General features: G+C 50.1%; 10 protein-coding genes. All 10 read right to left on the reverse strand.

Annotated features, from left to right (window positions below; genetic code table 11):
- Positions 1-8 precede the first annotated feature (8 nt).
- Positions 9-1,079: a GHMP kinase gene (locus tag DWY84_RS05005; RefSeq protein WP_118531387.1), complete on the reverse strand. Its 1,071-nt coding sequence runs from the start codon at positions 1,077-1,079 to the stop codon at positions 9-11.
- Entirely contained in the window at positions 1,073-1,798 is a 726-nt protein-coding gene (locus DWY84_RS05010; RefSeq protein WP_118531389.1) for a nucleotidyltransferase family protein, read from the reverse strand. The genes DWY84_RS05005 and DWY84_RS05010 overlap by 7 nt, the downstream gene beginning before the upstream one ends.
- A 15-nt stretch (positions 1,799-1,813) precedes the next feature.
- Positions 1,814-5,845: a glycosyltransferase gene (locus DWY84_RS05015; RefSeq protein WP_118531391.1), complete on the reverse strand. Its 4,032-nt coding sequence runs from the start codon at positions 5,843-5,845 to the stop codon at positions 1,814-1,816.
- An 18-nt stretch (positions 5,846-5,863) separates the two neighbouring features.
- A complete protein-coding gene (locus tag DWY84_RS05020) occupies positions 5,864-7,300 on the reverse strand; it encodes an ABC transporter ATP-binding protein (protein WP_118531393.1) in 1,437 nt (478 codons plus the stop codon).
- Positions 7,301-7,558: 258 nt separating this feature from the next.
- Complete coding sequence (locus DWY84_RS05025) at positions 7,559-8,758, reverse strand: mandelate racemase/muconate lactonizing enzyme family protein (protein WP_118531395.1); 1,200 nt, start codon at positions 8,756-8,758, stop codon at positions 7,559-7,561.
- Positions 8,759-8,800: 42 nt separating this feature from the next.
- On the reverse strand, positions 8,801-10,291 hold the full coding sequence (locus DWY84_RS05030; RefSeq protein WP_118531397.1) for a tripartite tricarboxylate transporter permease: 1,491 nt from the start codon (positions 10,289-10,291) through the stop codon (positions 8,801-8,803).
- Positions 10,292-10,319: 28 nt separating this feature from the next.
- Positions 10,320-10,754, reverse strand: coding sequence for a tripartite tricarboxylate transporter TctB family protein (locus DWY84_RS05035; protein ID WP_118531399.1), 435 nt, complete (start codon positions 10,752-10,754; stop codon positions 10,320-10,322).
- Between the two features lie 16 nt (positions 10,755-10,770).
- A complete protein-coding gene (locus DWY84_RS05040) occupies positions 10,771-11,841 on the reverse strand; it encodes a tripartite tricarboxylate transporter substrate binding protein (RefSeq protein ID WP_118531401.1) in 1,071 nt (356 codons plus the stop codon).
- 227 nt (positions 11,842-12,068) lie between these two features.
- Positions 12,069-12,983, reverse strand: coding sequence for a LysR family transcriptional regulator (locus DWY84_RS05045; RefSeq protein WP_118531403.1), 915 nt, complete (start codon positions 12,981-12,983; stop codon positions 12,069-12,071).
- 166 nt (positions 12,984-13,149) lie between these two features.
- Positions 13,150-15,339 (reverse strand): anaerobic ribonucleoside-triphosphate reductase, encoded by a 2,190-nt coding sequence (nrdD, locus tag DWY84_RS05050; RefSeq protein WP_118531405.1) that lies wholly within the window; start codon positions 15,337-15,339, stop codon positions 13,150-13,152.
- Positions 15,340-15,460 lie beyond the last annotated feature (121 nt).

The raw sequence follows: 15,460 nt of genomic DNA on the forward strand, positions 1-15,460 counted from the left end.
GAATATCCTTATAAGTTAAATTCGTAATCTCCGTTCGGCAGATGCACTTTCACCTCATTATAATTCCAGCGGTTTTCATCCGCGATCCAGGACTGGGCGCCGCGCAGCTCAAAGTTCCAGTCTGCCATCTGGCCGCCCATCTGCTCCATGCGGGCTGCTACTTTATGCTTTACATTGTACGGGCAGTACATCAGAAGATAACCGCCGCCGCCCGCGCCAAGCAGCTTGCCGCCCAAAGCACCGGCCTTGATGGCCTCATCGTAAAGCTCATCGATCTGCGGGTTGGTGATCTTGCTGCTCATGCGCTTTTTGCTCTGCCAGCCATAGTCCAGAAGCTTTCCGAAGCTGTGCAGATTGCCTTTCAGCAGTTCATCCTTCATGGCATAAGCCAGGGCTTTCACCTCGCACATGGCATCGAAGGCATCCTTCTTCTCGTAGTTTTTCACCTGGTCCTTGATGATATTCGCGGACACATGAATGTTTCCGGTATAGCATAACAGCAGGTTATACTGCAGCTCATGCAGAATATCTTTCTTAATGCGCAGCGGGTTTACCACCACGTTGTTACGGCCGTGGAACTCGATAAAGTTGATGCCGCCAAAGGTTGCCGCATACTGATCCTGGTAACCGCCGTCAATCTTTAAATCCTCGCGCTCTACCTGGTAAGCCAGGTCAGCCAGGCGGTAAGCGTCCATCTCCACGCCCTTCCAGCGGGCCATGGCCGTTAACAGAGAAACCATAACCGTAGAAGAGGTTCCAAGACCGGAACCCGCCGGAGCGTCACACTGCAAGTAAACCTCGCAGCCCTGGTTGATATCCATGGCCTTTAAGGCCGCAGTGACCAGATCCAGCCGTCCGTCGTAGACGAAATTTTCCTTCGCGTTGTATTTGACTGTCATATCAAAGTCCAGAGAGTGTACGATAATCTGGTCATCCTCTCTCGGAACGATGGAACAGTACGCATATTTGTTGATGGTGCTGCCGATGATGGCTCCGCCCTGCTCCACACAGAATGGTGCCACATCCGTACCACCGCCGCCAAAGCTCACGCGAAGCGGTGCCCGTCCCCTGATTACCATACCACTACTCCTTTCTCTACATCCTCAATAAACTGATAATAAGCCTCCGGAATTCCGATGTCGATGAAATAGCCGTCATTCACAAAGCCGCCCAATGCGCGGCCCTCAGAAAGCCACTTCGGTATCATCTCATTTTCCAGAGAGACTTTGCCCGCCGGGATCTCATCCAGAAGAGTGCGCTTCATTAAGTACACTCCGCCGTTGATGGTGCCCGGCTTCGCCTCCGCGCTCTTTTCGTTAAAGCCGGTAAGGCGTCCGTTCATTAACACGGCTGCTCCGTACCGGGAAATATCCGGCACTTCCCGGAGCACCAGTGCCATATCCAGATCCGATTCCCGCTGCATGGTCACCAGGCGGCTGTAGTCGATCTGATAAAAGGTGTCCGCGTTCAGGACAAAAAAGCTGTCCTCCGTGACAAATCTGCCAGCATTTTTGATGGCTCCGGCTGTGCCGAGAAGTTCTTCTTCATAAGCATAATGCACCGTGATGGGAGTTCCGTCCGGCGCGATAAAGCCGCTGCCGTCCCCGAAATACTCCTCCACCATAGAACCCTTGTAGCCCACAGCAAAGATGATATCTGTGATGCCATGGCGGGAAAGCTCGTGCACCACATATTCCATAAATGGCTTCTCTCCGATCAGGGCCATGGGCTTCGGGCGGTCGCTTACCACGCTCCGAAGCCGGGTTCCCAGACCGCCGGCCAGTAAAATTGCCTGCATTGTATTTCTCCTTAACTATCTCTTAAAATCGTTCTCAATGACCTTCCATGCCGCATCCATGCTGAAGTGGGTGCGGATGTAGCTCTGGGTCTTCTCGCAGAGTGCCCTGCAGCCCTCCGGACTCTGGTACAGTCTGGTCACGGTCTCGGCAAATGCCTCCGGCTCGTCTTCCACCAGAAGCACATCCTCTACCTGCGGGATTCCCTCCGCGCCGATGGAGGTGGTGACGATCGGGGCACCGTTATAAATGGCTTCTACCACCTTGCCCTTTACACCTGCGCCGTAACGCAGCGGAACCACCACCACACGGCAGGTGGCATAAAGCTCACTCAGCTCTTCCTCAGACACAAAGCCCTTGATGATGATACCGTTACCCGGCTGCTGCAGCGCCCTGATCTCGTCGGTCACCTTGGAACCAACTACGATAAATTCCGGCGGAACCTGGCCTGCTGCCTCCATCTTCTGACGGATGCGCGGGTAAATATCCGTTGCAAACCAGAGCACCGCGTCTGCATTCGGCGGATGCGCAAAGCCGCCGACAAACAGAAGTCCGTTGCGCTTCGCAAAGTCCTCCTGAATGTCAGACTTAAACTCATCAAAAACATATGCTGTAATATCCTTGACATTGATGGTCGGATCAATCTCGTGAATTGCGTCACGCTCAATGTAAGACGGATAGTAGGAAACAGCCGCCTTGCTCATCAGCGTAAACTCAATGGACTTCCAGTATTCCGCATCCTCACGGATTTTCGGATCCTTCGTGATCTGATACTCACGGCTCTCCCGCAGCCAGTGCAGATCGTGTCCGTAGTAGATCACCTTGATATCGGTATTGTCTAAAATGTAATCAATATATTTGGACGCGATATGCGGGCGGTTTAAGTAAGCCACCGCAATGTCATCGCCATGGTCACGCAGCCAGTCCCAGATCTTGACCTGGTATTCCGGTCCGTATAAGACCTCAATGCCCATCTGCTCCAGTTCGCTGGTGTAGGGCTCCTCGTTCATGAAGTTATCGCCAAGGAACTTTACTACATAGCCCTTCTTTAAAAACATTTTTAAATACTGGTACGTAGTCTTAGATCCCGCATCCTTGTCATAAGTCGGCACATAATGGTCCACCACCAGGATGATCGGCTTGCCCATGCTGCGCTCTCTTGCCCGGAACGGATCCGGATTGCCGTCGTTCTCGCACTGCTTTGCGAACTCATCGGCCCATTTTTCCTTCAGCTTCCTGCTGTTTGCCACCTGATAACGCTTTAATCCGGTACCCTGCACATCGGTGCCGTTGGAAATGCCCTCAAAGTGGATGACCTTGGACTTCGGCTGATATACCACGCGGTAGCCCGCCTTCCTGACCTCGAAGGCCAGGTCGGAATCCTCACAGTAGGCCGGCGCAAAGCGGGTATCAAAGCCGCCGATCTGATTCCATAATTCATTGGATAATAAAATAGCCGCTCCAGAAATGTAGTCAACATCCTTGACGTAGTTGTACTCCGGCTTGTCCGGGTTGTCCAGACGGCCATAGTTCCAGCCGGAGCCGTCGCTCCAGATGATGCCGCCCGCCTCCTGCAGCCGTCCGTCCGGGTACACCAGCTTGGAGCCTACCATGCCGATGGACGGGTCAGACTCAATGAGCTGGACCAGGGAAGACAGCCAGTTCTCCGTCACCTGGGTGTCGTTATTTAAGAACATCACATATTTGCCGCGGGCATGGCGCGCTGCGTTATTGCAGTTGCGTAAAAAGCCCTGGTTTGTGCTGTTTCTGCAGATCACAAGTCCTTCCGCGTACTCGGAAAGATGCTCCGTTGCGTCCGTAGACACATCATCCGCGATGATGACCTCATAAGAAACATCCTTCGTGTGCTCCAAAATCGAAAGCAGGCACGCATAGGTGTAGTGGATCTGGTTGTATACCGGAATGATGATGGAAACCGTCGGGTTCTCCACCTGTTCAAATTTCAGGCGTCCATGCTCCCGGTAAATCTCACCGATGTTGAAATCGCCGTCCCGTAAGTTTCTTCCCTCCGGTGTGGAGTAAAGCTTCATGGAACGAAGCGGATGCAGCATGTATTCCTTCTTATAATGAAGCTTCTTTCGCTCCACGGAGCCCTTCGGGTACTTCTGGTTGAATTTGTCTCCCAGTTTCCGGCGGATCTTAAAGAGAATCGCCTCATGCTTGTTTAAGTAATTTAAGGTTTTTGCCATCTCCCCGATCTCATGCTCGTGGTTGTGGATGATGGCTTCCAGGTTGGTGACATGGTTGTTGGTCAGACGCTGCACCTCGGTGATCTTGCGGATGGTCACGTCCTTCTCACGGCTGTGGATCTTCATCTGCTCGATGCGCTCTCTTGCCCTTGCCAGGTCACTCTCGGTCTGGCGGATATCCCGGACCGTGCGGGAATAAACCATGTAGTTGCCCAGATACAGTTCCTGGTTCTCGCCGTGTACGTAATTCTGGAAGTTCACTTCCATCCTGCGGTACACCTCAGCCATCTCCGGCGTAATGCCGAAGTAACCCAGGATCTGATCTAAGGTCAGCTGCTTTAACACACTGCTGTACTGCTCATAGAAATAGTACAGAATGCGGTATTTCACAAAATGCTCCGGAACTGGGAACAGGAATACCCACTCGTAATCCAGACAATAGATGCCTTCCCGGGTCATCAGCATGTTTTCAAACAACGCGTCGATGTTGGACACCTCGCAGGCTGTATCGGAAAGCAGCAGATTCTGCTCCTCTTCTGTCAGGTCCGCGCCAAACACTTCATCAAAATCCGCAGTCCGGACAAACGCGCTGCGGCACTCCGGGCTGATGTCGTAGATCTGATTCATGACAATCTGCAGCACATCCAGCGGAAGCTGTCCGCCCTCTAATTGCTCACCCAGCTTCTCCGCGCAGGTTTCTCCAACCAGATACGGAAAGAATACGGAATTGCGGTGCTCGGCAAACTTCGGCTCTGCCACCTTTAAGGTACGGTGCTGCTTTGTCAGCTTCTCATATTTTTCTTTGAAGGAAGCGATGTGCGCGCTGCCGTCCAGGCTCAGAGCCGCTTTCTCGACATAGCGCTCTTTTTTGCCCGCTGCGCTATTTCCCGTTGCATCCGCTCCCGCTGCGCCACTGGCTCCAGCCGCGCCGATCACATTCCGCTCGCAGATGCAGGTCTTGATCTGGAACTCTTCTCTTCTTGTCTTGTTGTATTTAATGAAGATACGCTCATCATCCTTCTGAAGCTGTTTCGGATCCGCGCTCCAGAATACCAGGTAGGAGTTGGCATACAAATCAAACAAACCTGCCTCGCAGACTGTATCAAACTTCTCGCCCTGCTCCATCAGGTGATATGGCGGATAATCGTAAGCCGGAGTTACCCGGGTTAAGTCGCCTTTTTTCGGCAGATAGGCATCGGAATAGATGCTGACCGGAGTCTTATAGTCCGGCATCGGATAATAGAATTTCAGCGTGCCGCTCTCATCGGCCATGCTCTGGGTTTCTTTGTCCCCACAGAGCAGTTCCGCCAGCTGACGTTTGGTCAGCGCATTCTCTTCCTCCACAGTGCCTGCAAAATATTTCATGCCCAGGGCATTGGCCAAAGCCACAATCAGAATTCCATCCGGCTTTAGCAGAGACTTAGCCGCATGAATGTGTTTCTCATAGGGAGCTGTCAGAGTTCCCGCAAAGATCACATAGTCATACTTTTTGCCCTCCGCACAGGCCTCTGCCGCGTAACCGGCCAGACTGTCCTTTCGGTAATAGATGTTGGCTGCGCCCGGATAGCGCTGGCGCACCGTTTCCAATGCACTCTCTGTCTCATCCAGCACCGTCACTGCACTCACGCTGGAGCGAAGAAGCCCGGTCAGCGCGCCGTAATCGGCACCCACCTGCAGAACCTCCGCCTCCGGCTCAAAATCATACCACTCTAACAGCAGTTCCCGCTGGGAAGAGAGGGCATACAAAAGGTCCAGCCTGTGGTTGTCCTTTAAGATGGAGCGGATATCTCCGCGGTGCTCAGAAAGGAGCGCCTGTATCTCATCATCGATCTTTCTCATGCTCAAAAAACCTCTTTCTTATTGTAAAGTGGAAGGTTTCAGCACTGCCTCCACCTCGGATTCCATATCATATACACCCACGGTATTCTTATTGGAAATGACCGTGATGTTCGCCACATCATACAAACGATGGTACACGGTGTGCTCGCCCTGCTCAAAGCCGGTACAGCTCATGGAAAGCAGATACTCCCCGCCCTGAAGGGTCATCTTCTGGCGGAAGTTCACCTCGTACTCGTCACCGTTTTTCACCGGACGGATCTCAGCTCCCTCAAACATGGTGTTTGTTCCGGTTAAGTCCGCGCCCTTCTTATCTTTAATGGTGTAGGTAAAGATCGGGGCCTGGATGCTGTCATGGAAACGGATCTTCTCTTTGATGGTAAAATACTCACCCTTTAACAACAGGTTCGTTAAGTTGCCACGCTCATCAAACATGCCAAGATCATAGATCTCCGCCTTGCCGTTGCCATACTCGGTACGGTTCGGGTTGATGGTGATCTTATCCTTCATAAGACCGCTGTGCTTTTTGTTGGCATGGCCGGAGGCCGCGCTGCCAGCTGCACCGTTCTGTCCGTCCGCTTTGCCGGTCGTGTTTTCACTGCCCGCTGCGCCAGATCCCGCTGTTTTTCCATCTGCTCCGGTTCCTGCTGCATCATCATCCAGCCCGCCGGAGAAATCATTCATCTCCAGCAGCTCCTCTTCCAGATCATCCATCTGGTTGGCCAAAATCTTCTTGTACAGATCCACCATCTTGCCCGGCGCGCCCTCAGCCACATAATGACCCTTATTTAAAAGCACCACCCGGTCGCAGTATTTGATGACACTGCCCATATCATGGGTAACCATGAGAATGGTAGTTCCGTTCTTTCGGATCTCCTCCATGCGGCGATAGCACTTGGACTGGAAGAACACATCTCCCACGGAAAGCGCCTCATCCACAATGAGGATTTCCGGCTCCACATTGATTGACAATGCAAAAGCCAGCCGTACAAACATACCGCTGGAATAGGTTTTCACCGGCTGGTAAACAAAGTCTCCGATATCCGCAAATTCCAGGATATCCGGAAGCTTCTCGTCCATCTGTTTTTTGGAAAAGCCCATCATGGTTCCGTTCATGTAAATATTCTCAATGCCGGTGTAATCCATGTTGAAGCCCGCTCCCAGCTCCAGAAGCGCCGAGATAACTCCACTCACCCGGACCTGTCCGCTTGTCGGGGTCAGCACTCCGGTGATGATCTTTAATATCGTTGATTTTCCGGAACCGTTGGTTCCGATGATACCTACCGTCTCACCCTTCTTTACATTGAATGAAATATCACTCAGTGCAAAGAAGTCCTTATGGTAGTTTTTATGGGTTAAGCTGAGAGACTCCTTCAGCCGGTCGATCGGCTTGTCATACAGCTTATATATCTTGCTCACATCCTGTACCTGGATCGCGTATTCGTTATTTGAAGACATAGGATTCCTTTCATCCGTCCTTTTGACCCGAAAACCGCCCACAAACGGGGCATTTTATTGTTTTTCCGGCCTTGCTGGCCGCAATACGGGTAATTTACCACGACAGTATACCATTAAATTTCATCAGGTGCAAGGCACGTGAGGGTGCACACCATAATTTTCATAAAATCGTCAGAATTAGCCAAGAGAACAACAAAAACACGGCAGCCTGCATTTCACAGTCTGCCGTGTTTTTGCTATATGTTACATAAGAGAGAATTACAGCCCTTTTTCGTTTCTGTCTACGGTTACATGCATCAATGCATTGTCCATTGCGTCCTTGGTCATTTCCTGGCCAAGTCCCGGAAGCTCCGGAACGGTGTAAATACCTTTAACCGGCTGGTAATCGTACTTGCACAGTCTGGTCAAATCCGGCTGGGTGCTGCGGAAGTGATGCTCATGGATGCAGAAATTCGGAATTGCTGCCTCGATATGGAGTGCTGCTGCAGTAGAGATCGGGGAGCCTGCGCAGTGAGCCTGTACCGTTACATCAAATACCTGTGCCATATCGCAGATCTTCTTGGACTCGGTGAGACCGCCACAGTTACAGATATCCGGCTGTAACAGCTGTACATTGTTCTCCGCAAAATTGTTCATATAATGCCAGCGTCCATAGAGACGTTCACCGCTGGCGATCGGAGTTTTCACCTTGTCGTGAACCGCTTTCTGCATCATCGGATTCATCGGGATAACCGGCTCCTCCAGAGCCATAACTTTATACTTGTCACACAGCTCGCCGATCATAACCGCGCTGACCGCATCGGTACGACAGTGGTTTTCCACAATCAGGTCAAAATCATATCCCAGATCACGGACTGCTTTCATACGATCCTCTACCATCTTCATGAAGGTTCTGGACGGAATGCCCTCGCACTCGCTCTTCGGAAGGTGGGTGCCGTCCGGTCCGATCTGGGTAAAATCGATCTTGATGGCATCGTAGCCGTCATCCAGAGCATATTTTGCAATCATGCGGTACTCTTCCGGTTTGCCATAAGGTCCGATTTTGTCACACCAGCCGAACTGCAGCTGGGAAGCGTAGGAACGCATCTGACTTCTGAACTTGCCGCCCATTAACTGATAGCATGGAACATTTAATGCCTTGCCCTTAATGTCCCACAGTGCAATATCAATCGCGCTGATACCAGCAAATACGATGGCACCTCCGCCCATGCCCCAGAAGCTGGACTTAAACATCTTATTCCAGATTACTTCAATATTCATCGGATCCATGCCAACAATCAGGCCGGCCAGGTCTTTTACCATGCCAAACGCTGCGGTGCTTCCGATTCCGAATGCGATACCGGCTTCGCCGTCACCGTAAATGCCTTCATCGGTATAAATACGGCACACGATCGGTTTTCTCTGCCATCTCTGAGAACCGGCATCCAGCATAAACACATCTACTTTTGTAATTTTCATCTGACAATCCTCCTGTACATTCGTTATTTCATACTGCGTCTTTTACGCTTTCTTTGTTCTTTTCTTAATCAGAGCTGCAATAAACGGGAAGAAGAAGCTTAACAGGGCAATGCTTACGATGGTCAGGGTAAGCGGCTGGGTATAAAGGAAATTCCAGGAACCCTTGCTTGCGATCAGCGCCTGTCTTAAGTTGTTCTCCGTCATGGATCCCAGCACCATAGCCACAATCATCGGTGCGGTCGGAATCTTGAATTTGTAGCAGAAATAGCCAATCAGGCCAAATACGATCAGCACGAGCACATCAAACGGGTTGGTGGCCAGTGCGAATACACCCGTTACACAAAATGCCAGGATAATTCCTGCCAGCAGTTCCTCCGGAACGGAAAGAATGGTCTTCATATAGCGAAGGGTAAAGATTCCGAGAGGCGCCATGATAATGTTCGCAATGATGATGGAAATGAACAGGCCATAAATGATATCCGGATGCTCGGTAAAGAATACCGGGCCGGTTCTCATGCCGTGAATCATGATTGCGCCAAGGAACAATGCGGATGTGGAGTTTCCAGGAACGCCCAGTGCCAAAAGTGGCACCAGGGAACCGCCGGTTACTGCATTGTTGGCTGCCTCAGGAGCCGCAACACCGTTTACGTTTCCGTTTCCGAAGGAATCCGGATCACCGGACAGCTTTTTCTCAATATCGTAGGCCATGAAAGTCGCTACATTGGTTCCTGCACCCGGGATGATGCCGACGATGGTTCCGATTACGGAAGCTCTCAGCCATACCGGAAACTGACGCATACATTCTTTCCAGCCAATCCAGACATTATCGACTGTCGGCATAGTACTTGTTGTTTTCACATTTTTGCAGGCTTCCGCAGTTTTCATAACGGATACGATACCAAACAGACCGATCAGGGAAGCTACCAGGCTGATGCCACTTAACAGGTTTACATTGCCAAAGGTCAGACGCGGAGTACCATTCTGCGGATCCATACCGATGACTGCGATCAGAAGACCGATCATGCCGGAAAGAAGTCCTTTCGGAATGTTGTCACCGCTGATGCTGGTAATGCAGGCAATACCTAACAGAGAAATTGCAAAGTACTCACCAGGACCAAACTTTAACGCGAAATCTGCAAGTACCGGGGTTAAAAACATCAGCACCAGGGCACTGAACAGTCCGCCAAAGACACTGGCCATGGTGGAAGTTCCAAGGGCCAGGCCTGCCTTCCCCTGTTTCGCCAGTGGATAACCATCCAGTGTTGTCGCGAAACTGGAGATGGTTCCCGGAATACCAAGTAAAATTGCGGAAATCGAACCGCCATAAATGGAAGAACAGTAGATTGCTGCCAGAAACGCAAGCCCCACACTCGGCTGCATGCCAAAGGTCATCGGTACCATCAGCGCAATCGCCATATTACCGGTCAGACCCGGAAGAGCTCCGATTACCAGTCCGACTACACAGCCCAGAACCAGGAACAGCAGCACCATCGGTGAAGCTACCGTCTGAAATCCTAAGAAAATACTGGACATTTTCTCTCCACTCCTTTCTCACATGATTTTAGAAAAACAGACCCATGAATCTTACATGGAATAACTGTGTAAATGCCAGATACAAACCAATGCTGATCAACAGATCGGTTGGGATCAGAACCTTCCAGTTCCGGTATCCCAGTGTTACCGATGTGGCTAACATCATCAGAAACGTTGGGATTACATAGCCCACATACTGGAACAGGAAATAGTATGCAAACAGATACACTACAATCAAAGCCACGGTTTTATAGGAAATATTTTTCTTTTCCTTCTGAGCCGGTTCTTCCTGCTTTGCAGCCTTGAAAGAACCCGCCAGAATCAGAATTCCTAAAATTACAATAGCCGCGCTGACCAGCTTCGGGTATGATCCTGCAGCACCAGGAAGGCCCTGAAAATATACAAATACTGCAATACCTAAGACGATCGCGCCAATTCCAAGTCCACAGTCTTTCTTACCCACAGTGTACTCCCCCTTCTTATTCCTTCAAAAGATCCTGAATGGATTCCATATTCTTGTAGTCTTCATCCAGCATAGCCTTAAAGTCTGATGAATTTGCATAGGTAATCGGAAGTCCGCTGTTTGCAAACTGGTCTTTTACTTCGTCAGAGTTCATAACAGATTCCATGGTATCGGACAGGTACTGAACGATCTCATCCGGAGTGCCGGCTGGAACACCAATACCTCTATAGGAACCATACGTGAAGTCTATACCACTTTCCTTTAAGGTAGGAACATCCGGAAGGTTTTCACTTCTCTCATCGGAACAGATAGCCAGAACCTTGATCTTGCCCTGATCGATCAGAGAAGCTGCACCTGCGTAAGTAGTAAAGCCAACCTCAGCATGTCCGCCTGCCAGCTGTACAGTCTGCTCAGATGATCCGTTGGTATGCATATACTCAAACTGAACATCGGTCTTCTGGGAGAATAACAGGCTTGCAATGTGATGGGAGGTAGAGAAACCAGGTGTGGTATTCAGTAACGCTCTCTTCTTTCCTTCTTCTACGAACTGATCGATAGTCTCAATTCCGGAATCTGCGGATACTACGATAATCTCCGGGTCGAAGCAGTACTCTGCAACCGGGATAATGGAATCCATATCATAAGTAGTAGTTCCGCTCAGAACGTTGGTAACGAAGGATGAGGTCATAGCCAGAAGCGTGTAGCCGTCCGGTTTGGAGTTTGCTACATAAGTCTGTCCAATAACGGCACCGCCACCCTCTTTGTTCAGAACGCTGACCGGCTGTCCCAGTTCTTTCTCCATCTCCTGAGCCAGGATACGGCAGGAAAGGTCTACGTTGCCGCCTGCGGTAAACGGTACAACCAGGTCAATGGATTTGGTCGGGTAATCTGTGGGAGCTGCTGCTTTTCCGCTGTCGGCCGTTTTACTGTCATCGGCTGCCTTGGTATCTGCGGCTGCTTCTGTAGCAGCTGCGCTGCTGTCTGACTTCGGTGCCTCTGTCGCAGTGTTTCCCCCACCAGAACATCCGGATAATGCAAGAACTGCTGCTGCCATCATAGCCATTACCTTCAGATTTCTTTTTTTCATAGCGATCCCTCTCTTTTCTTAATGTTATTTTTTGCCGCTCAGGCTTTTGTTTGTTTTGTTTATTTTTTTCATTATTTTTATCTTTTTTTGTATTTTTTAACTATAACCATTTTAACACACCGCGCTTTTATTAGGAAATATACATAAACAATATGCCTATAACATAAACTTATCGCAATAAAAAAAGAAATCTGAAAGGTTATCGCATTTTCCTTTCAGATTTCCTGTTATCCAGTAATCCTATTCTGTTTTTTGGCCATCTTCACAAACTCCTGTGCAGCCGCCGATAAGTTCTTCTCCAAATATCCGACCGCCAGTGTCCGGATTGCATCCGGGCTGTTGATGGAGTAATATACGATTTCTTCATGGTTCGCTGTTTTTTCTACCGAGGAAGGTACAAACCCGATTCCCATGCCATTTCCCACCATCGCATTCAGGCTTTCGCAGGAATTGGATAAAAATGCCGCCTTCGGAACAAATCCGGCACTTCTGCACAATTTCTGAGAACTTTCATACATACGCCGTCCACGTTCATATAGAATAAATGGCTCCTCTTGCAGCTTCCGCAGATCTTCCGTCTCCAGTTCCCGTGATTCAGATCCCCCCAACTTCTGACATACATCCGAATGCTTCGGAACCGCCAGATAAATCTGCTCCCGGTAAAGCGGTTCATACCGAATCGTACCGCTGTGGAACGGCAGCATAACCAGTGCAAGATCCACTTCCCCGTTCATCAGCAGTTCCTCCGAGTAATTGGAAAACGCATCTACCACCTGCACCATGATTCCCGGATATTTTTTTCGGAATTCCGCCAGAAACGGAAGCAGAAAATTCTTCTGGTAAAATGGCGCAATGGCAATTGACAATTTTCCCTGGGTCAGCTCTTTAAATTCCCCCATCCGGCTAATCAGATGCTGACTGCGATTCAGGATTTCCCGCCCCTCTTCGCAGAAAATAGCACCCTCCTCTGTGAGGATTACTTTGTTGCTCTTCCTTATAAAAAGCTTCACCCCAAGCTCATCCTCCAGACGCTGGATCATCTGGCTCAACGCAGGCTGGCTTACGTGCACCACAAGCGCTGCCTTAGAAAAGCTGCCAGCTTCCGCAGCCGCAATTACATACTGGATATCACGTAGCTGCATTGTATCCCCTCCCCAATTATGTCGATTCTCTCTCGCATGACGTCTATTTTACCACAAAATCAACAAAATATGACCGTTATTTTTCGCAAAAAATGTGAAGAGGCGAACAGAAAAACAACTGCTATGTTTTTCTGTCCGCCTGGCATACAATATATTATTTCCGTTTTTACAGATGCAGCACGCGGTCGCGGATTTCCTGCGTCCGTCCCTGGTTCCAGAACTGGGTTCCGATATAGCCGCAGGTACGGCGTGCAACAGACATCTTGTCCTGGTCACGGTTGCCGCAGTTCGGGCACTCCCAGATCAGCTTACCTGCCTCATCCTCGACGATTTTGATCTCACCGTCATAGCCGCAGCACTCGCAGTAATCGCTCTTGGTATTCAGCTCTGCATACATGATGTTCTCATAGATGAACTTCATGACAGACAGGACTGCCGGGATATTCTGCTGCATGTTCGGCACTTCCACATAGCTGATCGCGCCGCCCGGAGACAGCTTCTGGAAATCAGACTCAAATTTCAGCTTGCTGAAGGCATCGATCTCCTCACTGACGTGAACATGATAGCTGTTGGTAATGTAGTTCTTATCGGTTACGCCCGGAATAATACCGAAGCGTTTCTGTAAGCATTTCGCGAACTTGTAGGTGGTGGACTCCATCGGGGTTCCGTATACGGAATAGCTGATGTTCTCGGCCTCCTTCCACTCCCTGCACTTGTCGTTCATCTTCTGCATAACAGCCAGGGCAAACGGCTTTGCAGACGGATCTGTATGGGACTTGCCGGTCATGCGTACGCACATCTCATGCAGGCCGCAGTAGCCCAGAGAGATGGTGGAATAGCCGTTAAACAAAAGCTTGTCGATGGTCTCACCCTTTTTCAGTCTTGCCAGGGCACCGTTCTGCCACAGGATCGGGGCTACATCGGAGATGGTTCCAAGCAGACGCTCATGACGGCAGCGCAGCGCGCGGTGGCAGAGCTCCAGGCGCTCCTCAAAAATCTCCCAGAAGCGGTCCATATCGCCCTCCGAAGAGCAGGCTACATCCACCAGGTTGATGGTAACAACACCCTGATTGAAACGTCCGTAGAACTTGTGGCTTCCGTCTGCGTTTCTCTGGGAATCCTCCACAGTCAGGAAGGAACGGCAGCCCATGCAGGTATATACGTTTCCGCCCTTTAATTCCTTCATGATCTTTGCAGAAATATAATCCGGAACCATACGCTTTGCAGTACACTTTGCAGCCAGCTCCGTCAGATACCAGTATTTGGAATCCTCTGTAATGTTATCTTCATCCAGAACGTAGATCAGCTTCGGGAAGGCCGGAGTGATCCAGACACCCTTTTCATTTTTTACGCCCTGCATTCTCTGGATCAGAACCTCTTCGATGATCATAGCCAGATCATCACGAGTGCGTCCCTCCGGAACCTCGTCCAGATACATGAACATGGTCACAAACGGTGCCTGTCCGTTACAGGTCATCAGAGTGATCAGCTGATACTGGATCGTCTGGATACCGCTCTTGACCTCCTCACGCAGTCTGCGTTCTACTACACGGTTGATGATGGTCTCATCCAGAGTCTCTCCGCACTCCTTGCGCTCCTCGATCACGTTCTTACGCAGCTTCTGGCGGCTGATATCCACAAACGGTGCCAGATGAGCCAGGGAGAAGGACTGTCCGCCGTACTGGTTGCTGGCCACCTGTGCCACGATCTGGGTGGTAACGTTGCAGGCAGTAAAGAAGCTGTGCGGCTTCTCGATCATGGTCTCACTGATAACTGTACCGTTCTGGAGCATATCCTCCAGATTGATCAGGTCGCAGTTATGCTCCTTCTGCGCAAAATAATCGGTATCGTGGAAATGGATGATACCGGCCTCATGCGCGCGCACAATCTCTTCCGGAAGCAGGACACGGCGGCTTAAGTCCTTGCTGACCTCGCCGGCCATGTAATCACGCTGGGTAGAGTTGATGACCGGATTCTTATTGGAGTTTTCCTGCTTTACTTCCTCATTCAGATGCTCGATCAGAGCAAGGATGCCATTGTCCGTGGTATTGGACTTTCTGGTCAGCTCTCTCTTATAACGGTAACGCACATATTTCTGCGCCACCTCATAACCGCGCATCTCCATGATGCCGGTCTCTACCATATCCTGAATATCTTCTACATTTACCGCATGCGTAGCCTCTTCCACCTGCTTAGCGATCATATCTGCCACTGCATTGATCTGATATTCATTCAGCTGATGAAGATGATCCACACTGGCATTTGCCTTTGTGATCGCATTCACGATTTTAGAGACATCAAAAGAAACTTCCTTGCCGTTTCTCTTGATGACATTTGTCTTAACATCCGTAGTCATGCCTAAACCCCTCTCAAATATACTATATCTTGTATTTTTATTGTTTATAAACAACTATATATCGTAGCAGAGACTATGATACTACAAATACAGGGAAAATGGAAGTGGCAATTTCACGAAT

Origin of the sequence: Clostridium sp. AF27-2AA (assembly GCF_003478505.1) — a bacterium.
Lineage (GTDB): Bacteria > Bacillota > Clostridia > Lachnospirales > Lachnospiraceae > Brotaphodocola.